15 protein-coding genes are annotated in these 19,685 nt (G+C 59.5%); 6 read left to right on the top strand and 9 right to left on the bottom strand.

What is annotated here, in order from left to right; genetic code table 11:
• From AB7M25_RS04215 to AB7M25_RS04205, 3 genes are all read right to left on the bottom strand, one after another.
• Nucleotides 1-1,236, bottom strand: a complete 1,236-nt coding sequence (locus tag AB7M25_RS04215; protein WP_454237003.1) for a hypothetical protein — start codon at nucleotides 1,234-1,236, stop codon at nucleotides 1-3.
• 115 nt (nucleotides 1,237-1,351) lie between these two features.
• A complete protein-coding gene (locus AB7M25_RS04210; RefSeq protein ID WP_454237002.1) occupies nucleotides 1,352-1,924 on the bottom strand; it encodes a lysozyme inhibitor LprI family protein in 573 nt (190 codons plus the stop codon).
• Entirely contained in the window at nucleotides 1,906-4,572 is a 2,667-nt protein-coding gene (locus tag AB7M25_RS04205) for a hypothetical protein (RefSeq protein ID WP_454237001.1), read from the bottom strand. Before AB7M25_RS04205 ends, AB7M25_RS04210 begins: the two co-directional genes overlap by 19 nt.
• A gap of 618 nt (nucleotides 4,573-5,190) precedes the next feature.
• Between AB7M25_RS04205 and AB7M25_RS04200 the strand changes: the two genes are divergently transcribed.
• On the top strand, nucleotides 5,191-5,502 hold the full coding sequence (locus tag AB7M25_RS04200) for a DUF6124 family protein (protein WP_454237000.1): 312 nt from the start codon (nucleotides 5,191-5,193) through the stop codon (nucleotides 5,500-5,502).
• Nucleotides 5,503-5,595: 93 nt separating this feature from the next.
• On the opposite strand, the gene hrpB is transcribed toward AB7M25_RS04200, so the two are convergent.
• Nucleotides 5,596-8,112, bottom strand: a complete 2,517-nt coding sequence (gene hrpB / locus AB7M25_RS04195; RefSeq protein WP_454236999.1) for an ATP-dependent helicase HrpB — start codon at nucleotides 8,110-8,112, stop codon at nucleotides 5,596-5,598.
• A gap of 109 nt (nucleotides 8,113-8,221) precedes the next feature.
• Here hrpB and AB7M25_RS04190 point away from each other — a divergent pair, with 109 nt between their 5' ends.
• Nucleotides 8,222-8,641 carry a polyribonucleotide nucleotidyltransferase gene (locus AB7M25_RS04190; protein ID WP_116581861.1) on the top strand — a complete coding sequence of 140 codons (420 nt, stop codon included), beginning with the start codon at nucleotides 8,222-8,224 and terminating at the stop codon, nucleotides 8,639-8,641.
• 41 nt (nucleotides 8,642-8,682) lie between these two features.
• The gene (locus AB7M25_RS04185) at nucleotides 8,683-9,579 is read left to right on the top strand and encodes a cation diffusion facilitator family transporter (RefSeq protein WP_116581862.1); all 897 of its coding nucleotides are present in this window, start codon (nucleotides 8,683-8,685) and stop codon (nucleotides 9,577-9,579) included.
• Here AB7M25_RS04185 and AB7M25_RS04180 read toward each other — a convergent pair.
• Nucleotides 9,573-10,649, bottom strand: coding sequence for a DUF6515 family protein (locus tag AB7M25_RS04180; RefSeq protein WP_454236998.1), 1,077 nt, complete (start codon nucleotides 10,647-10,649; stop codon nucleotides 9,573-9,575). The genes AB7M25_RS04185 and AB7M25_RS04180 overlap by 7 nt on opposite strands.
• Before the next feature lie 438 nt (nucleotides 10,650-11,087).
• On the opposite strand from AB7M25_RS04180, the gene AB7M25_RS04175 reads away from it, so the two are divergent.
• Together AB7M25_RS04175 and AB7M25_RS04170 are read left to right on the top strand one after the other, a co-directional pair.
• On the top strand, nucleotides 11,088-11,567 hold the full coding sequence (locus AB7M25_RS04175; protein WP_007937367.1) for an Lrp/AsnC family transcriptional regulator: 480 nt from the start codon (nucleotides 11,088-11,090) through the stop codon (nucleotides 11,565-11,567).
• 213 nt (nucleotides 11,568-11,780) lie between these two features.
• Complete coding sequence (locus AB7M25_RS04170; protein ID WP_007975837.1) at nucleotides 11,781-11,990, top strand: DUF2788 domain-containing protein; 210 nt, start codon at nucleotides 11,781-11,783, stop codon at nucleotides 11,988-11,990.
• On the opposite strand, the gene AB7M25_RS04165 is transcribed toward AB7M25_RS04170, so the two are convergent.
• The 4 genes from AB7M25_RS04165 to AB7M25_RS04150 form a co-directional block, all read right to left on the bottom strand.
• Entirely contained in the window at nucleotides 11,985-12,623 is a 639-nt protein-coding gene (locus AB7M25_RS04165; RefSeq protein WP_095965705.1) for a pseudouridine synthase, read from the bottom strand. The genes AB7M25_RS04170 and AB7M25_RS04165 overlap by 6 nt on opposite strands.
• Before the next feature lie 71 nt (nucleotides 12,624-12,694).
• Complete coding sequence (amn, locus tag AB7M25_RS04160; RefSeq protein WP_454236997.1) at nucleotides 12,695-14,194, bottom strand: AMP nucleosidase; 1,500 nt, start codon at nucleotides 14,192-14,194, stop codon at nucleotides 12,695-12,697.
• Between the two features lie 186 nt (nucleotides 14,195-14,380).
• Nucleotides 14,381-16,030 (bottom strand): acyl-CoA dehydrogenase family protein, encoded by a 1,650-nt coding sequence (locus AB7M25_RS04155; protein ID WP_454236996.1) that lies wholly within the window; start codon nucleotides 16,028-16,030, stop codon nucleotides 14,381-14,383.
• Nucleotides 16,031-16,104: 74 nt separating this feature from the next.
• On the bottom strand, nucleotides 16,105-18,489 hold the full coding sequence (locus AB7M25_RS04150) for a 7TM diverse intracellular signaling domain-containing protein (protein ID WP_454236995.1): 2,385 nt from the start codon (nucleotides 18,487-18,489) through the stop codon (nucleotides 16,105-16,107).
• A 387-nt stretch (nucleotides 18,490-18,876) separates the two neighbouring features.
• On the opposite strand from AB7M25_RS04150, the gene AB7M25_RS04145 reads away from it, so the two are divergent.
• A complete protein-coding gene (locus AB7M25_RS04145; RefSeq protein WP_057713171.1) occupies nucleotides 18,877-19,674 on the top strand; it encodes a hydroxymethylpyrimidine/phosphomethylpyrimidine kinase in 798 nt (265 codons plus the stop codon).
• Nucleotides 19,675-19,685: the final 11 nt, after the last annotated feature.

Genomic DNA, 19,685 nt, shown 5'->3' with positions numbered 1-19,685 from the left:
TCAAGACGCCTGTTCCAAAAGTGGTGACACCGGAATCAACACCGCGCCCCACAGACCAGCCGCAGCCGCGCCGCCACTGAAGATGAATTGCGGCCCGACACCGCGCCGAATCGCCTGCGGCCCGGCAGCGACGGCTAACCAAGGCGAAGCGCAGCCTGGATGCCCCAGCATTGCATCGAGGTTGCACAATCCCGACCTATTGATTGACATGGGAACTTCAGACAATACGCCTGCAAGGGCGGCAGCCCGTCGCGCGTCAATACCCACTCGCCAAACTTGTTCGATTGATGTCGATTCAAGCGGCACCCAATCAAGAGCCTGGCGCGTAGCGTAAAGCAGGTCATCGGCGGTGGGCTTACGCTCCTGCTCCGGGCGGTGAAGATAGGCTATCGGCGGTAATCTGGTTTGCGTCAGACGGTTGCCAAACAACAATCCGACAGCGGCTTCCGCCGTGCCCTGAGGCTGCTGCGGCGCAAACTGCATGGCCACCACCAGCAGCATCGCTCGATCACCAATACGCTGGTCGAGCCAATAGTCCAATGCCGCCAGCCCGCTGCCATCGACGGAGGTTATGGGCTGGCGAATGCCCGATTCGCGCCATGCCTGCTTCCAAACCCGGCGCCATTGCTTCTCCGGCAAACCGGTATCGACGTCCAGCAACAGGGCCAAAGGTTGATCATCAGGCAACAGCGCCAAAGTGGGTGCAAGGTCAGCGAGCGTCTGCGCCCATATACTCAGCAATATTGCTTCCGGATTTTCATCTGCATCGCACGATAAACAACTATGGCGAAGTGTTTCGCCATCCATCCTGGACGCTTGTGACTTCAGCGCCGTCGTCCCACTCAGCAGAGCGTCCAGTTGTATTTTCGGATCATCCGCAGGTTCTCCAAGAGCAGTCTGCAAGCTCACGCCCAACACCTGTTGCGAGCGACGTCCCTGACGAATCTTGCGGTTCATGTCTTCTTCACGAGCGTCATCCCATCCATCGGCGGCACCATGTTCGCCGACGTGCAACAGCACTCGTCCGAATCCCAGCACGCACCAAGCCAGGAATGGGATGCCCAAGGCCAAGGTCCAGAAATCCGAAGGTCGCTCGGGTAACGTTTCGTCACCGAACAGCAGCGTCCCTACCGTTCCCAGCAAACAACAGAGCAACAACATACCAAGCCAAAATAAGAACCGAGGTCGTTGAGGACGCAGTGCGAGAGGAGGCATTTTATCCAGTCTGATTGGCATGATTAACTTATCCTCGTTTCAAATTAGGAACGCCATATGTGAAGTTACTATTAGGCGAAAATATAAAATCGGACGTTCTAACCACACCATCATCTTTCACCACATAGCCTCACACCTACATCGCCTGAAATTTCATTCGAATCCGACAGATTCTTTCTTCTTCTGAATGAATAGCGTTTGTTAACTCACAATTTTTCTTATAGTACTCAGTCTCTTCAGGAGATTTTTCTAAATTTTCTATGCGCGAAAATACTTCCTCCCTCGCCATAGAAGAAACCCCACCCATAATAGAAAGTGAGCTATAGAAGCCATCTCCGCTAATGCCTATATCCAAATACAACAACTCCATCAATCTTGATGTTGTCAAAGAAGCTAGACACGCTATTCTCTCAATTCCAGCCTCTTCACCTGGCAATATAGAATCGTAAACATTTTCGCAATAAACATCCCTATATCTAATCCAAGCGCGCTCACCATCCAAAAGCAAATCTCTATGAAGAAATTTTGGGTCCGTAACCAGCGCCGAATATTGATCATTAAGTTTTTTATCAACTTTTTTGTACACAACATCCGCACACTGCAAAATGTCTTTAGTGATAAAGCTATTTTTATTGCAGCCTCCGTCAGCAAAAGATGACGAAATCCAAAAAACACTGAAAGCGCAAAACGTTAGTGCCAGCAATCGCATTTCAAACCTCTCTCAAAAAGTTTAGCCTCATCTTCTCGTCGGGTTATTAGCCCTCCAAGCCCGGCTTTTCCCTCCCAAAGTCTTTTCATCGAGCGCAGTCTAGATGGAATGTTCTCGGGAGTTCGACTCAATAAATCGTCGTTAATTTGCTTCATTTCCAATCGAGAATCAGTAGTTGGTCGAGAAAATGAGTTTCCTCTATTGACCACAAGAGACAGTAACGCTCCTTGGCAATGCGGATGCAAATCCATCACTCCGGGATAAGCGTCAATCACTAACTGCGCATAGCGTTTTTTCATTCTCACGGCAAGAGCTATAGAATTTTCTTTGCTAACAGATATATGGCTTACAGAACTTAAGATGCTTCTGGCTTGGTCCCCTTGCCTCCCGACAGCACCTATTAAAGCTTCAATATCGGACTGAGCATAGAGCTGAGCAAGATCTTGACGAACTTGCAATACCGATTGTTGCCCCAAATCATACCCATATCCAATAGTAACTCCGCTAGCACCAGCCGGCACGTAAGGGTATTTGCTATACCCTTCCTTTTCCAAAATAAACTGAAATGATTCTTTTGAGACGACAAGGAAACCAGCCAATCCCTCCAGCGTATAGGTTTCAACAACACATTCTTTTGGGCACTCAGTATTAAATCTTGTGGCTAACCCAATCGGATGAAAGTGATACGCACTCCCCCAAGAAGGCAACCCCACTTTTTCCGCCACTTCCCTCCACCACCCCAACTGCGCTATCCGCTGCTTCTCCGCCAGCCAATTCAGATGCGGCGTCGAGCCGCTATGGCCGAGCAATTCATCCAGTGCGTCCCATATTTTTGGCTGCTGAAACCACTCGCTTTCCTTGTAAAGGATCATCTGCGAAATCGACTGCGCATGAGCCGGTCGCTCAAGGGCAGCTTGCAGTTCAGTGGCCGTCATCTTGCCGTCGCGGTTGCGATCGATGATCTCGTACAACCGGCTTTTCATTGGGCCCTTGTCGTCTTTTTCGGCAATGGGGCGATAACGCTCGCGTTGCGCGTCGTTGAGACCGTCGACAGCGCTGAGAAAAGAGGCCAGCAAGTGTTTGGGTCTGCTGTAGTCGATGATGACGTCGTAGCCTTCCCAAGCCCACGGACTGACCCAAGGCGTTACGCCGGACTCTTCACACACCCAGCCGTCGAGAAGATTGTTGTCGGCGTCATGAAGCAAATTTTTCAGGTGATACCAGGTACGAGCTTTGCGCGTCGGGCTCGCGGGCACATGGATTTTTTGAGCAGTCGGAAGCTCATCGAGCACCTTCCTGGGGATCAGCAAATCGGCGGCACTGTGCGGGCTGGAAGCACTCGACGCCTGTAACAGTGCGGCGGTGGTATTTCCTTCAGGCGGCACCACCGGGGTGCCCTTGGCGAGTTTCAGCCAGGTTCTGTCTTTTTCCGGCAGGCGCTTGGCCCACAATCGACTGGCTTCGATGAACGCCTCGACGTCGTCGCCACTGAAGGTTTCAAGGTGCAACTTTTTTTCCGGTTGATTCGCGTCGCCATCCTGATACAGGCCGAGATGGCCGATCAAGTCTCCAGCCTTGATCGCCATGGGCTCGTCAAGCACCACTACCTGATCTGCCGCTACCGGCTCAATGGCACCTTCCAACGAATCAAAATGCACATACTGATTGATGCGTTCGAGCTTGCGAAACTCGCCTTCGCCACTGACCGCTACTTCCGAGTCAACCGGCAGATCGAAAATTACGTTATCAGCAGAAATTACCGGCTCGGCCCGAACGTTGACCAACTTCTTCGATGAACTGATGCGGGTTTCTTTGCGGTCTGGGTGTTTGAGCACCTGAGTAGAGAGATAGCCCTTGATAGAGCCATCGGGGTTGAGCAGCTTGGCCGGTCCCAGACTGCTCTCCAACTTGCGAAATTGTCCGGTGCCGCTGATAGCCACTTCGGCCCCTCGCGGCAGGAAATCGATTACCTGGCCTTTCGACTGGTTGTGCACCTTCAAACCACGCTGCTCAGGCTGGCCGGGGAGAAAATCGTCTGCCGTCTGCCTCACGCGATAGGTCGGACGCTCGGGCCAGTAACTCGGCCTGGGCAGGGTGGAATCCTGCTGATACTTCGCCCAATCCTGCAGATGCAGGTAGAGGCTGTAAAAAGTCAGGCTCGGTGGAATGTCCGTACTGCCATCTATCTTCGGTGGCTGAAGACGATGGCGCACCAGGACGAAATTGCGCGAGAAGGGTTTCTCGACCGTTTCTTCGACGAAGTAGCGCGTGGTCGGTGACTGTGTGTCGATGCGGTAGGCCACCACTTCACCGTCGGCCAGGTAGTGCACACTGGATTGATCGAGAGTGCCAGCAGTACCGCTGTCGAAATGCACGCCGCCGTGAAACAGCCCGTTGCGGCCAATTGGATAGAAACCAGCATTGGCATTGGCCATGTGAGTCAACTGCGCCAGCGAATCGCGTTTGTCCTTGAACGGATGGCACCAGTTTTTCAGAGGGAGCAGTGTACGGGTGGCGGGCTCTGCCGCCGGCGATGTGGGGAGAGAACGGCTATCAGGCTCCGGCAAGTTTGAGACCTGCGGTGCATCAGATCGCGAAGTCGTGTCGTACTTGTGGAGTCCAAAAAGTCGAGAAAGAACGCTGGCCATGTTGCATGTCGCTCCTTGTTTTGCAAAAGGGTTCAACTAGAGAGATGCGCACGTCCGGGGCATCAGATTTATGCTCGGTCAGTTCAGAGTGATGAAGGTCCGACAGCTTTCTAGAAGCTCGAAAACGTTGAAATAGGAAATATCCCGAAGGCACGTAGGATGGGTCCGGATTGACTGTGCGCCTGATCTGTCAGGCCTTGAACGGACTTGTCCGCAGGTTGTGGCGAGGGGTTTTCGGCTTTTGTTCACAGCGTTTTTTTGCGGGCAAGCAACTACTTGTTTAAACGCCCTCAAGGTTACTTCACGAAAGCTACACCACCTTGCGTCGTTGCCTACGGTTACGCCAGAATCCGCCGGCTTGTGCGCCCTAGGGCCGCTCGGTAACTTGATTCGCGTCACTGATTGCCAGTGATCGGGTTTAGTCGCCCGGGCAAGGTTAAAGCGGTCGCATGAGTATCATCAGTCAGGTATCAGCCTGCGCTTGATGGTGGCTGTGCGCTTGGCGTCTTCGGACGCGCCGGTTTTTGCTTTCCTTGCCGGTCGACTAACTTGCGCGCAGCCGCCACCCCTACGTTTAGTCGCGAGATGGTGCGGCCCCACTATTAAAGGGAAGCATTTATGATCAAACCTACACCGAATCCGCCGAACAACTATTCGGAAACACCTTCAGAGCGCATCCCCTCATTCGCGGACATACAGGCCACTCCCCGCAAACTCTGCAGCATGTTCATCGTAAATCCGGAACTCGATACCGAAACCTTGCTGGCTCATGCCTGCGAGTCAATGGCCTCGGCCAATGTCATGACCCTGGATCTGGCAGATCGTACGGAGGGGACCAGTCGCAATACGCTGCTGGGCATTGCACAGGTCATTTTGCTGGGAGAGTTGGCGGTAAATAGAGCCCTGGACCGGGTCGCCCCACCTGAGTAGAAGCGTAAAAAATCGCAGCCTGCCGCAACTCCTACATCGGGTGCGACCTTTGGCACCTTTTCAAGATCAATGGATCTCAGCCTGAAGCAGCGATTACCGCCGTGGCTTGATCCGCGCGGTGGCTTCGGCCACCAGCGGATCATCCGGCCAATAATGCTTCGGATAACGTCCCTTCAAATCCTTCTTCACTTCGGCGTAGGTGCTGCGCCAGAAGTTGGCCAGATCCTGGGTCACTTGCACTGGCCGACGTGCTGGTGACAGCAGATGAAGTTTCACGACTTGCCGCCCGCCGGCGATGCGCGGGGTTTCGGCCAGGCCGAACAACTCCTGCAGTCGCACCGCCAGGATCGGCGGCTGTTCGCTGTAGTCCAGGCGAATCGACGAGCCCGAGGGCACGCTCAAATGATGCGGCGCCAACTCGTCCAGCCGCTGCGGCAGCGGCCAGGGCAACTGGTTGTGGACGATGCTCGACAGGTCCAGATTGGCGAAGTGACTGAGACGCGACACTTTGCCCAGATACGGCATCAGCCAGTGTTCCAGGCTTTTGAGCAACGCGGCATCGCTGACATCCGGCCACTCGCTCTCGCCCTTGCCGGCGAGGTCCAGTTGCCGCAACAACGCCACTCGTGCCTGCCACTGACGCAGCTCCGGGGTCCATGGCAACAGCTCAAGGCCTTTGCGCCGCACCAGATTCACCAGCGCCTGGCTGCGGGCGCTTTCGTCGAGGCCGGTGAGTGGTTCACGGCTGAGGATCAATTCGCCAACCTTGCGCTGACGCTCGGCCCGCAGCACACCTTCGCGCTCATCCCAATCCAGTTGATCGACGCAACGCACCTGCTCGGCCAGCACTGAGTCGAACAGCGCCGGATCGAAATCCGTCGCCAGGTAAATCCGCTCTTCACGTTGGCCCTGGCGACTGCCCAGATCGGCGATCACCAGCCACGGCTGCTTCATCAGGCTGTCGGCCTCGGCGAACAGCGCGGCACGACCGTTGGCCAGGCGATATTCCGCACCACCGGCACGCCGTTGTTGGGCGACGCGGTCGGGATAGGCCAGCGCCAGCAACGCACCGAGCCAGCGCGGGTGATCAGGGTCGCTGACCGGCTCCGAGGCTTTGCCGCGCAAGTAACCACGGTATTGCCGCGCCAGTTGCCGTGCGCGTTGCACGCCACCCTGCGCGCCACGTGCGGCGCGTTCTTCGCCAGACAGCAATACCAGTCGGCTGTGCAAGTCCGCCCCGCCACCACGCAAAATGTCGCGTTCGCCGAGCAGTGCGGCGACGTCGCACGCCATTTCCGCCAGACCCAGCGCCTGGCCGCGCAACAGCAAATGCGCGATACGCGGATGGGCCGGCAGTTCGGCCATGGCCTGGCCGTGACGGGTCAGCGCTTCACCGTCCAGTGCACCCAGGCGTTCGAGCAGATCCTGAGCCTGTGCATAAGCGGCGGCCGGTGGCACGTCAAGCCACACCAGTTGCCCGGGTGTCACACCCCAGCGTCCCAATTGCAGGGCCAGCCCGGCAAGGTCCGCCGAGAGGATTTCCGCACTGCCATAAGCCGCCAGTTGCTCGTGCTGGTCCTGGGACCACAGGCGATAACAAACACCGGGTTCCAGACGCCCGGCCCGGCCCGCGCGCTGGGTCGCACTGGCCTTGGAAATGCGCTGGGTGTCGAGACGCGTCATGCCGCTGCCCGGGTCGAAACGCGGCACCCGCGCCAGCCCGGCATCGATCACCACGCGCACGCCGTCGATGGTCAAACTGGTTTCGGCGATGTTGGTGGCCAGCACCACTTTGCGCTTGCCCGGCGGCGCAGGATCGATCGCTGCCCGTTGCGCTGTCAGGTCCAGTTCACCGTGCAACGGACACAACAGAACCTGTGGGTTGTCACCCAAGGCATCGGCCAATTGCTGATGCACGCGGCGGATTTCCGCTTGCCCCGGCAGGAACACCAGCACGCTGCCAGTCTCGTCGTTCAAAGCTTCGAGGAGGGTCTGCACCAGGCGCGGCTCGATGAATTCACCGGCCTGGAACGGCCGGCCCCAGCGCATCGCCACCGGGTACATGCGCCCTTCGCTGCGCAGGATCGGCGCGTCGTCGAGCAACCCGGCCAAGCGTTCGCCTTCAAGCGTGGCGGACATCAAGAGGATTTTCAGCGGCTGGTCGTCACGGAACAGTTCGCGGCCATTGAGGCTCAGGGCCAAGGCCAGGTCAGCGTCGAGGCTACGTTCGTGGAATTCGTCGAAGATCAGCAGGCCCACGCCTTCCAGCGCCGGGTCATCCTGCAGGCGCCGGGTGAGGATGCCTTCGGTGACCACTTCGATTCGGGTATTGGGACCGACCTTGCTGTCGAGGCGAATGCGATAGCCCACGGTTTCGCCGACCTTTTCCCCCAGCTCACTGGCCAGCCGCTCCGCCGCTGCGCGTGCGGCCAACCGGCGGGGTTCAAGCATCAGGATGGTCTGCCCGGCCAGCCACGGCTCGTTGAGCAAAGCCAAAGGGACGCGGGTGGTTTTACCGGCGCCGGGCGGTGCTTCGAGCACGGCTTCGTGGCGTGTAGCGAGGGCTTCACGCAGGGCGGGTAAAACTTCATCGATTGGCAAAGAAATCATGCTGGCTCCCAAACAGAGCCGCGAGTATAACGGCGAACTGCGTGGCGTTAATCACGGTCCTAATTCATACCGACGACGTTACGTTTCGAGATTACCCAGGAGATTTCATATGCGTGCTCCCTTTCGCCTGATTGGCGGTGTTCTGGTCGCCACCTTGCTGACTCAAGTGACCGCCTGCGGGTCGATTTTCTACCCCGACCGCCGTGGCCAGATCGAAGGCAAGATCGACCCGGCCATCGCCGCGCTCGATGCCGTGGGCCTGCTGTTCTACATCATCCCCGGCCTGATCGCGTTTGCCGTGGACTTTGCCACCGGCGCGATTTATTTCGAACCGGGCAAGACCGCCCAGGTCGATCCGCAAAAACTCAAGGACGCCATCGGCCCCGACGGCCAGGTCGATAACCGCAAGTTGCAGACTATTCTGGAAAACGAGCTGGGCCGCAGCTTCCCGCTAGACGATCCACGCCTGATCCAGAGCAAAGGCAGCGCCCAGCAACTGGCGATGTTCGGCCTGCAACCGGCGGCGTAATCCCTACACGCGAAAGGACTCTTCAAGGAACGATGGCCACTATGACCTCCAGCTCCGAACACGCCCGCCTGCTGCGGCTGGCGACCCGTGCCTCGGTGGCGGTGGCGTGCACATTGATTGTCGCCAAAGCCATCGCCTGGTGGCTGAGCGGCTCGGTGAGCATGCTCGCCGGGCTCACCGACTCGACACTCGACGGCGTCACGTCATTGCTCAACCTGCTGGCGGTGCATTACGCCCTGCGCCCCGCCGACAATGATCATCGCTACGGGCACGGCAAGGCCGAGTCATTGGCGGGCATGGCCCAGGCGTTGTTCATTGGCGGCAGTGCAGTACTGATTGCACTGCAGGCCTATGATCGGCTCAAACATCCCGAACCGGTCGGCGCACCGTGGATCAGTATCGGCGTGATTGTGTTGTCCCTCGTACTGACCCTGGCGTTGTTGATGTTTCAACATCGGGTGGTCAAGGCCACCGGCTCCAACGCGGTGCGCGCCGACTCCCTGCACTACCGCTCGGACCTGCTGCTCAACGGCAGCATTCTGATCGCGCTGGTGTTGGCCGGGTTTGGCCTGCATCAGGTCGACCCCTGGTTCGGTCTGGGAATCGCCGCCTACATTCTGTGGAGCGCAGTGCAGATCGCCCGGGAGAGCTTTGCGGTATTGATGGATGAAGAACTGCCGCCGGAGGTCAGCCAGCACATGCTGGAATTGGCGTGCAGCGTGCCCGGCGTGCTGGGTGCCCATGACCTGCGCACGCGAATCTCCGGCAACCAGTGGTTTGTACAGTTGCATCTGGAGCTGCCGGGGGAACTGACGCTGTCAGTCGCCCACGGCATCAGCGATCAGGCGGCCGCCGCCATTCACACCGCCTACCCGCGAGCTGAAGTGCTGGTGCACGCCGACCCGCAGGAAGTGGTGAAAACCGCTCGGGCTCAGTAGTTCACCTGATAACCACGACTGCTCAGGCAACTGCCCTGGGCCTGTCGGTAGGTTTGCACCACCGACGGGTCTGGCTGGTAGGTGGCGGTGCGTGGATCGAAACCACTCTGCTGCACCGCGTATTGATAACACTCGTAGCCATCGCGACTGACCTGCTCCGGCGATTGGCCGTTGGCCGGGTACGCCTCCACGTCATAACCATTGCTGGCGGCCAGGGGTGGCGACTGCGGCTGACCAACCGGCGGCTCGACCACAACGTAATCCCGGGTGCTCTCCTGATAGGCGTAATACGAACCGGCCGCGAGGAACAGCAGCGCCCCGCCGATCCACACCTGCTCGGCATAATCAGGAAGGTAGCTGACGCGAATCCCGCGTGGCGGCTCTACCACCTCATAACGCGGACCCAGCGGGCGATACCAGTAGCCACCGGAATAGTAGTAATCCATGCCACGGTAAGGCACGCGGAAGTTACGTTCGGGGAAGCGATCGATCACCTGGCCGGGGCGATACCTGGGACCTGGCCCCCAGCCGTTACCGTGTCCGCCCGGGCGTCCGTCCCAGTGATTGTCATTGGTCGGCGCACCGATATAGCCCTTCCAGCGCTGATTGTAATCGTTGCGATGCGGCTGATCCTGGTAGTGCTGATCCTGGTAGTCACCGCGCCGCGGCGGCTGGGTCTGGCGCACGGTGTCGGGGCGAGGCTGGATCGGCATGTCAGTGGCCGGTGCCTGCGGCGGTGGCGGTGGTGAGCGAACCGGGCTGTTGAAATCCGGCGCGGGAGGGGGCTGCCTCTGGCTATTGTTCTGATGTTGATTCTGGCCGTTGTGCTCGTACTGGCGGTTGTCGTTGTTCTGCGCACGCGGCGGGTTCTGTGGCGGGCCGTTCTGCGGACGTGGCTGGTTGTTGCCACCATGGCCCTGACTACCCCCCTGGTTACCAACCTGATGCCCATCCTGACCGTGCTGCCCGCCATCATGGCCACGGTTTTGCTGCTCATCGGCCAGCGATTGCGCAGTGACACTGACACACAGCAAACCAACACCGGCCAAACGCCAGATGCGCGATTTCATGCTTATCCTCATTGCGTGTTAGGGCCTGTACGTAAGACTGGGAAAGCAGTGGCCGGTTCTGCGACAGGTTATCAGTCACGCAACTTATTTATTGAGACCAGGAGGGTCAAATTCCACGCAAGAAAAAAGGGAGACCCGTCGGCCTCCCCTTGGAGAACTTCGTCCTGGCTCAACGCTTGTGGCGCCGGCTCACCTCACGCCGTCTTCTGGACAGTGTGTAGCTCGGGGGCCGGCACATCCCCGGTGGGGGTGGCGACCGCGGCGGGCCTGATTGGGCGAGCCGCACTGGACTGTTTGTCCGAGCAGTGATTCTGGTGATAAGAATAGGCCGTGAGTGCCGACAGAGGATTGCGAAGATTGCTCAATTAAACATCACTTGCGCAATTTTTAACCCCGGATACATAATCTGCCGCAATAGTTACGACAAAGGACTGATTGATGAGCAAGCTCGATCGTTACGACCTGAGTATTTTGGCGGAATTGCAGCGCGACGCACGCATCTCCAACCAGGAGTTGGCCGAGCGCATTGGTCTGTCGCCTTCGCCGTGCTCGCGGCGGGTCAAGCAACTGGAAGACGACGGCTACATTTCCCGTCAGGTCGCCCTGCTCGACCGCAAAATGCTTGGCCTGAGCCTGACGGCCTACGTGCTGATCGGTATGGACCGTCATACGCCGGAACGTTTCGAGAACTTCGAAGCGGCCATTCGCACCTTGCCCCAAGTGCTCGAATGCAGCCTGGTGACGGGGATGGATGCCGACTATCAACTCAAGGTCGTGGTGCCGGACATGGATCACTACCAGAAACTGCTGCTCGGGCATCTGACCCGGATTGAAGGCGTGACCAGCGTGCGTTCGAGTTTTGTGCTGAACCAGGTGCTCAACAGCACCGAACTGCCGTTGACTCATTTACGTAGCTAAGTACGCCATCGCTGGCAAGCCAGCTCCCACAGGTTTTGAGTCGGTCACATTATTGGGATCAACACAAAAACTTGTAGGAGCTGGCTTGCCAGCGATGGGGCAGGCACAGGCGACGAATGACTGCGACACACCGACGCAGGTCAATACTGCACGCAGCCAGCGAAGCGTATAATCTTCGCGCCCTTTTAGCCTCGCCCGCGCTGGAGATGTTCGATGGATCCTGCAGTCTTTGAAGAGTGGATGATGACCGGTCTGGTCACGATCCTGATCATTTTCATGGGTTTCATCGTCTGGGATCTGGCGAAGAAGTCCAAGGCCGGGCGCTTTGGCTCGTTCATCCTGTTCTTCGTGCTGGGCCTGGGCGTGGCCGCGTTCATCATCAAGAGCGTGGTGATCGGCCTGATCGAATCCGGCGCCTTATAAGCGCGCCGGTACTTCTTTCCACTGGCCCTGATCGAGCCCTTCGATCGTCCAGTCACCGATTCTGACGCGCACCAGGCGCAAGGTCGGCAAACCGACCGCAGCGGTCATGCGCCGCACCTGCCGGTTGCGCCCTTCGCGAATCACCAACTCCAGCCAACTGGTCGGCACGCTTTTGCGAAAGCGCACCGGTGGATTGCGCGGCCATAGCTCGGGCTCGTCCAGTTGTCGCGCCTCGGCGGGCAAGGTCATGCCGTCATTCAATTCGACGCCGTCACGCAGGCGCTGCAATTGCTCGGCGCTCGGCTCGCCTTCGACCTGCACCCAATAGGTCTTGGCCAATTTGTGCTTCGGGTCGGCGATTCGCGCCTGAAGCTGACCGTCGTTGGTCAGCAGCAACAAGCCTTCACTGTCGCGATCCAGCCGTCCAGCCGGATAGATCCCCGGTACATCGATGTAGTCCTTGAGCGTCGCTCGCCCTTCGCCGTCGCTGAACTGCGTCAGCACATCGAAGGGTTTGTTGAACAGGATCAGCTTCGGCTCGGCCGGTGGTGCCTTGGCGACACGGCGCGGGGCTGCAGGCGATGGTTTCGTGCCTGGGCGGCGGGAAACGGGGCGTTGAGGAGGACGAGACATGAGAAAGGAAACATCTAACGGTCAGGGCTGCCAATGCTAGTGCCCCAACCGTCAAATGACCATGACAACCGTTAGCGGAACGGCGGCTCGTCGAAGCTGCGAAGTTTGCGCGAGTGCAGTGAGTTGAGTTCGGTGCGCAACAGATCCACCGCCTCGATACCGATCTTCAAGTGCTGGCTGACCGCGCGCTCATAGAAGGCGTTGGCCGAGCCCGGCAACTTGATTTCGCTGTGCAGCGGTTTGTCCGAGACGCAGAGCAACGTGCCGTACGGCACCCGCAAACGATAACCCTGGGCGGCGATGGTGCCACTTTCCATGTCCACCGCCACGGCGCGGGACAGGTTGATCAGCGGCCGTTCCTGGGCCCAGCGCAGCTCCCAGTTACGGTCGTCGTAGGTCAGCACGGTGCCGGTGCGCAGGCGTTTTTTCAGCTCGTCACCCTTCTCGCCGGTGATGTTGGCCGCCGCCTGCTGAAGCGCCATCTGCACTTCGGCCAGGGCCGGAATCGGAATGTTCGGCGGCACGACCCGGTCGAGAATGCCGTCGCGGCGCATGTAGGCGTGGGCCAGCACGTAGTCGCCAATCGTCTGCGACTGACGCAGGCCGCCGCAGTGACCGATCATCAGCCAGCAATGCGGGCGCAGAACGGCGAGGTGGTCGGTGATATTCTTGGCGTTGGACGGGCCGACACCGATGTTGACCAGGGTCACGCCGTGGCCGTCACTGGCGATCAGGTGATAGGCCGGCATCTGGTAACGGTGCCAGACCACGCCGGCGGCAATCGCCGACGCTTCGCCGTGATCCATGCTTTTTTCGATGATCACGTTACCCGGCAGCACCATGCGCACGAAGCGCGGGTCTTTGCGCAATTGCTCCAGGCCGTGGACGATGAACTGGTCGACATAGCGATGGTAGTTGGTCAGCAGAATCCACGGCTGCACATGGCGCCAGTCGCTGCCGGTGTAATGCACCAGTCGGCGCAGGGAGAAATCCACCCGTGCGGCATCGAAAAGGGCCAGCGGCAGCGGATCGGTGTTTTCCCAGTCGTACAAACCGTCGGCAATGCCGTCGGTCGCGGCCGACAGGTCGGTACTCGGGAACACCCGCGCCAGCACGGCGGCGGTGACGCCGGAACCTCCCAGCTCATCGCCTTGCTCGACCACATACGGATACGGGATGTTCTGCTGGCTGACACCGACTTCCACCGTCACGGTGAAGTCGTGCATCAACGGAACCAGTTGTTCCAGCAGGTACTTACGGAAAGCCGACGGATGGGTGACGGTGACGCTGTAGGTGCCCGGCAGCTGGACCTTGGCATAGGCACGGGTGGTCTGCGGGACTTCGCCCTGGCAAAGGTAGGTCAGGCGCAGCTCGGGATAACGGAACAACGCCCGCTGCTCGGCATCAGGCTCGACGCGGTCCTTGAGGTAACGCTTGAGCGCCTGACTCAGCGCGGTGGTTGCACGATTGTGCAAGAGTGCGAGCCGATCCACGGCTTGCTCGGCGGTTTGAACGACAATAAAAGCTTCGGTCACGATCAGCATCCTGTGTTCTGACTTGCAGACCTTCATCTTGCCTGCATCGTCGCTTCACGGGAACAGTGATTGCTACACAAACCCCGGGACACACCGCAGATCAAATGTGGGAGCGGGCTTGCTCGCGAAAGCGGCCTGTCAGTCACATCAAGGTTGAATGTGAAACCGCATTCGCGAGCAAGCCCGCTCCCACATTGGTCCAGTGGCGTCCTGCACCTGGGATCAGAAACCCTGCGGGGTTGATCGGGCGACAATCGCTTCCACGTCCAGGCCGCGTGGCAACGCGCCGTACACTCGGCCGCCACCGTCCAGGCGACTGGCGATGAAGGCATCACTGACCACCGAATTCCCGGCTTCCAGCAGCAACTTGGCCTGCAATCCCAAGGCAATGTCTTCAGTCAATTGCCGGGCGCGGTACTGAATGTCACTGGTGTCCTTGAAGGCCGCCTGCAATTGCTGGATGTGCGCGGCAAGGCGCTGGTCGCCATGGCCATCGCCCAACTCGCTGAACAGTGCATCGAGCACGCCCGGTTCTTTTGACAGGGCACGCAGCACGTCCAGGCACTGCACGTTGCCGGAACCTTCCCACGTTGAATTCACCGGCGCCTCGCGGTAAAGCCGCGGCAGAATGCTGTCTTCGACATACCCCGCCCCCCCCATGCATTCGGCGGCTTCATTGATCATGGCCGGCGCCCGCTTGCAGATCCAGTACTTGCCCACCGCCGTTACCAACCGGGCGAACCTGGCTTCCTGCGAATCGTCCAGATGATCCAGCGCCCGGCCCATGCGCAGGCTCAAGGCCAGGGCGGCTTCGCTTTCCAGCGCCAGGTCCGCCAGCACGTTTTGCATCAACGGCTGCTCGCTGAGCACTTTGCCGCCGACCGAACGGTGAGCGCAGTGATGGCTGGCCTGGGTCAGCGCCTGGCGCATCAGCGAACTGGAACCGACCATGCAATCGAAGCGGGTCATGGCGACCATCTCGATGATCGTCGGAACGCCACGCCCCTCTTCACCGATCATCCACGCCAGTGCGCCGCGGAACTCCACTTCGCTCGAAGCGTTGGAGCAATTGCCGAGCTTGTTCTTCAGGCGCTGGATGTAGAACTGATTGCGTGTGTCGTCCGGGCGATGGCGCGGCAGCAGGAAACAGGTCAGGCCCTTGTCGGTCTGCGCCAGTGTCAGGAAGGCGTCGCACATCGGCGCCGAGCAAAACCACTTGTGCCCCACCAACTCATAGGCCTGGCCGGGACCGCTGGCTCCAACCGGATACGCCTTGGTGGTATTGGCCCGCACATCGGTGCCGCCCTGCTTCTCGGTCATGGCCATGCCGATGGTGACCCCGGCCTTGTGGGCCATGCCGACGTTGCGCGGGTCGTATTCGGTGGCGAGGATTTTCGGCAACCACTTTTTCGCCAGGTCCGGTTGCAGTCGCATGGCCGGAACGCTGGCGAAGGTCATGGTCAACGGGCAGCCACTGCCGGCTTCGGCCTGGCTGTGCAGATACGACATGCTAGCGCGGGCGACATGAGCGCCGTCCTGCGGATGCGCCCAGGGCAACGAGGTCAGGCCGTGCTCGACTGCCGTGCGCATCAGTTGGTGATAGGCCGGATGAAATTCCACCAGATCGATGCGATGACCAAAGCGGTCATGACTGTTGAACACCGGCTTGTTCTGATTGGCGAGGAACCCGGCTTCCATCAGCGGGCCACCGGCCAGCGCGCCGTAAGCGTCGATCCGCGATTCGGCCCAACCGGCCCCGAACCGCCGCGACCATTCCTGCAACGGCAAGTCGATGCGGTAGAGGTTGGCGCCGTCCAGTGACGGTGGCTGGTTGGTGACTTCGTGGGTTTCGGCAAACTGATGCAGGTTCATGACTGGGTTCCTTTGGTCGGCCAAGGGACTTCAGTTAAGCACCGCCCCTCAGCCGAACAAAGTGTCATATCCGCCTAATTGTCGGCGCTTTCGCCCTGTTGCGAGCAGAGCACCCGACGGTAGAGCGCGGCCTGCAAGTCTTCGAATTTCACCGGTTTGCTCAAGCAGTCGATCAACGCGCCGGTCGGGCAGCGTTCACGGTCACCGCCCAGGGCGATCATGAACAACGGCAGTTCGGCATAGCCCGGCAACGCGCGGATCTGGCAGCACAGTGACTCACCGTCCTGACGCGGCAACTGACAATCGACCAGCACCGCGTCAAACACTTCGCGCTGCAGGAGATCGAGCGCGACATCGGCTCCGTCGGCCGTACGCACGCGAAAACCCAGCTTGAGCAACATGCCGCGCATCACCAACTGGCTGATGCTGTTGTCATCCACCAACATCACGGCACAATCCTGAGGCAAGCGCAGGCGCGGAAAATCCCGGGGCATCAATGGCGCCAGCGGGCGTTCGGCCACCGACAGCCCGACGTCCACATCCAGCTGAAACCGGCTGCCGCGTCCTGGCTCGGAGCGATGCGTCAGGCGTCCACCAAGCAATTCCACCAACTGTCGGCAAATCGCCAGGCCAACACCCAGGCCACCGTATTCACGGGTCATAGAGCCGTCGAGCTGGAAGAACCGTTGATACATCGTGGCCTCACCCAGATCGGTGAAACCAATGCCCGTGTCGATTACCGCAAAGGTCAACGCCAGCCGGTCGGGCTCAACGGCCTTACCGGTCACCCGCAAGGCCAGGCCGCCAACCCGGGTGAACTTGATGGCGTTGTCCAGCAGACACTCCAGGCATTGCGCAATCTTGGTGTTGTCGCCGTGCAAGCGATCCGGCACGCCGGATGCGACGTCGACCTTGAAGTCCAGCGACTTGCTCGAAGCGTTGCCCTCGAACTGCGTGTGCAGTGCCTCGACCATGCCGCGCAAGCTGAAGGTGTCGGCGCAGGCCTGGAGCTTGCCGGCCTGCAGTTCGGTGAGGGTCAGGATGCCGTTGACCATGCGCATCATGTCCCGCGCCGCCCCCGAAGCCGTCTGCTGATACTGCTCAAGCTCTGGGTCCATTTCGACCGTCTGCATCAGTTCCAGTGAACCGATCACACCGTTCATGGGCGTGCGCAGTTCGTGGGTCAGGGTGGCCAGGAATTCGTCCTTGAGCTTGTTACTGCGAGCCAGTTGCTGGTTGAGGATTTCAAGCTTCTGGCCAGCGTCGAATAGCGTCTGCGCCTGCTGCTCGCGCATGTCGTTAATGCGGTCGGCCAGTGCCAGGGACAGTAACGCCACTTCGATGGCCGAGCCGATCTGGCTGGAATACATGGTCAGGAACACGTTTGGCAGGTATCCCAGCACCATCAACGTATTGACGATGCCGCCGAGCAAAAATGCCGACCAGGCAATAATGAAATACCGCGCGACGCGCAGGCCCCGCAACCAGGCAAAGATCCCGGCGGCAAAAATCACCACCGTGAACGTCAGCGCCAGAGCCGTGGCCAGGCGCAAGGCCAGGGCGTAGCTGGTCATCAATGACAGGCCGACCACCAGCGCACCGAAGGCAACCAGCGCCAGCAACAAGCGGTCGAGCCAGCGACTGTGGGTAGCCATTTGCAGGAAACTGCGGGCGAACTGACTGCCGAACAGCCCCGCGCTGCCGATGAAAAACGGCGTCGCGGCGTTGGCCCACCAAGGGTTGTCCGGCCAGAAATACTGCACCGCCGCGCCGTTGACCGACAGCTGATACAAGCCGAACGAGGCGATATAGAAGATGTAGTAGAGGTAACTGGTGTCGCGCACGCTGAGGTAGATGAACAGGTTGTAGACCAGCATCCCCAGCAATACGCCGTAGATCAGCCCCAGTACGTAGAGGCGCACGGGCTGCTCTTCGAGGTAGGCGGTGCTCGACCACAAGGTTACCGGTGCCTGGATCGAGCCTTCGCTTTGCAAGCGCAGGAAGACGGTTTCGGCCTGGTCAGGTTTGAACGTCAGGTCGAACAGATAGTTGTTCTGACGAATCTCGCGGCTGGCGAAAGGCAAGGCATCGCCGGTCTGCCCGACCAACTGATAATTGCCGGCCGCATCGGGCAAATAGAGATCGAGATGATCGAGGGGTGGATAGGCCAGTTCCAGCAGCCAGGTCCGTTGCGCCGCCGGATCGGTCGGGCGGTAATGCAGGTCGATTTTCAGCCAAAACACCGAGCGCGAGTACCCGGCGTTGAGCGTGTCTTTGTTGTGCGCCTTGAAGTTGCCGGCCGCCGCTTGCCCGCGAATATCCGCGATAGTCGCCTGACCACCTGCGTCCTCATAGACCTGCAGGGTTCGGCCCAAGGGGAGGCTCTGAGTGAACTCATCGAACTCGACGGCGTTTGCCAGGAGGGGCAAACACAACAGCAACATCAGCAAATAGCGCATTGAAGCCCCAGCGTGGCCTGTCCGGTTCTGTCAGGAAGCCCCCCATTCCTTTTGAGCAGACATAAAACCGGTATCACCTGTTATTGGTTTGGATCCACTCTAGCATAGCCGTTGGTGGCCATTAAACACCATTGAAATTTTTCCTGAAAAGGCTCTAGGACGGGCGTTTCAGCAACACAAACAGTGGCACGAAGACGACTGTGGCGAGGGAGCTTGCTCCCGCTCGGCTGCGAAGCCGTCGTAAAACCAGTCGACGCAATGAACATGCAGGTTTTTTTGGGCCGCTTCGCGCCCCAGCGGGACGGTGCGGCGATCCGACAAGCTCCCTCGCCACAATGGAGTGTCGCTGCACCCGAAAAAGAATGTTTGGTGGTAAGCTCGCGCACCATGAATATCTACAGCTCTCGCCCCGTTGTCCTCTGTCTCTCCGGCCACGACCCAAGTGGTGGCGCCGGCTTGCAGGCAGATATCGAAGCCCTGCTCGCTCAGGGTTGCCATGCGGCTCCGGCCGTCACCGCCCTGACCGTGCAAGACACCGTCAATGTCACTGACTTCCGCGTCCTCGACCGTGAGTGGGTACTGGCCCAGGCCAATGCCGTGCTCAACGATTCCGAAGTCGCGGCGGTCAAACTGGGCATGCTCGGTTCCCTGGAAATGGTCGACACCGTGGTCGAACTGCTTTCGGCGCACCCGCATTTGCCAGTGGTCTGCGACCCGGTGCTGCGCGCCGGCGGCGGCGGACGCCTGGGCAAGGACGAAGTCGGCTACGCCATGCGCGAACGCCTGCTGCCCTTGTCGATCATTGCCACCCCCAACCTTCCCGAAGCCCGGATCCTCGCCGAACTGCCCGAAGGCACCGCGGACGAGTGCGCGGAAAAACTCTTGCCGTTCGTCAAACACCTGCTGATCACCGGCGGCCATGGCGACGAAACCGAAATCCACAATCGCCTGTACAGCCGCGACGGCCTGCGCGAAACCTTTACCTGCCAGCGCCTGCCCGGCAGTTATCACGGTTCCGGTTGCACCCTGGCCAGCGCGCTGGCCGGTCGTCTGGCCCAGGGTGAAAACCTCGCCAGCGCCGTGCAGACCGCGCTTAACTACACATGGCGCACCCTGCGTGACGCCGAGCAGCTGGGCAAAGGCCAGTTTGTGCCGCGCCGCCTGCCGCTGGATTTCTGTTCGTAACTTCCATTTGT

Source organism: Pseudomonas sp. AP3_22 TE3818, from assembly GCF_053628995.1.
This window is presented reverse-complemented; position numbering and strand designations above follow the sequence as displayed.

What these genes read in the sequence shown, in the direction of transcription:
- AB7M25_RS04180 (WP_454236998.1), bottom strand. Translation starts at nt 10,649, where the DNA reads ATGAAATCGCGCATCTGGCGTTTGGCCGGTGTTGGTTTGCTGTGTGTC.
- AB7M25_RS04205 (WP_454237001.1), bottom strand. Translation starts at nt 4,572, where the DNA reads ATGGCCAGCGTTCTTTCTCGACTTTTTGGACTCCACAAGTACGACACG.
- AB7M25_RS04210 (WP_454237002.1), bottom strand. Translation starts at nt 1,924, where the DNA reads ATGCGATTGCTGGCACTAACGTTTTGCGCTTTCAGTGTTTTTTGGATT.
- AB7M25_RS04145 (WP_057713171.1), top strand. Translation starts at nt 18,877, where the DNA reads ATGAATATCTACAGCTCTCGCCCCGTTGTCCTCTGTCTCTCCGGCCAC.
- AB7M25_RS04170 (WP_007975837.1), top strand. Translation starts at nt 11,781, where the DNA reads ATGGATCCTGCAGTCTTTGAAGAGTGGATGATGACCGGTCTGGTCACG.
- AB7M25_RS04190 (WP_116581861.1), top strand. Translation starts at nt 8,222, where the DNA reads ATGCGTGCTCCCTTTCGCCTGATTGGCGGTGTTCTGGTCGCCACCTTG.
- AB7M25_RS04200 (WP_454237000.1), top strand. Translation starts at nt 5,191, where the DNA reads ATGATCAAACCTACACCGAATCCGCCGAACAACTATTCGGAAACACCT.
- AB7M25_RS04215 (WP_454237003.1), bottom strand. Translation starts at nt 1,236, where the DNA reads ATGCCAATCAGACTGGATAAAATGCCTCCTCTCGCACTGCGTCCTCAA.
- AB7M25_RS04155 (WP_454236996.1), bottom strand. Translation starts at nt 16,030, where the DNA reads ATGAACCTGCATCAGTTTGCCGAAACCCACGAAGTCACCAACCAGCCA.
- AB7M25_RS04150 (WP_454236995.1), bottom strand. Translation starts at nt 18,489, where the DNA reads ATGCGCTATTTGCTGATGTTGCTGTTGTGTTTGCCCCTCCTGGCAAAC.
- AB7M25_RS04175 (WP_007937367.1), top strand. Translation starts at nt 11,088, where the DNA reads ATGAGCAAGCTCGATCGTTACGACCTGAGTATTTTGGCGGAATTGCAG.
- AB7M25_RS04185 (WP_116581862.1), top strand. Translation starts at nt 8,683, where the DNA reads ATGACCTCCAGCTCCGAACACGCCCGCCTGCTGCGGCTGGCGACCCGT.
- hrpB (WP_454236999.1), bottom strand. Translation starts at nt 8,112, where the DNA reads ATGATTTCTTTGCCAATCGATGAAGTTTTACCCGCCCTGCGTGAAGCC.
- amn (WP_454236997.1), bottom strand. Translation starts at nt 14,194, where the DNA reads ATGAAGGTCTGCAAGTCAGAACACAGGATGCTGATCGTGACCGAAGCT.
- AB7M25_RS04165 (WP_095965705.1), bottom strand. Translation starts at nt 12,623, where the DNA reads ATGTCTCGTCCTCCTCAACGCCCCGTTTCCCGCCGCCCAGGCACGAAA.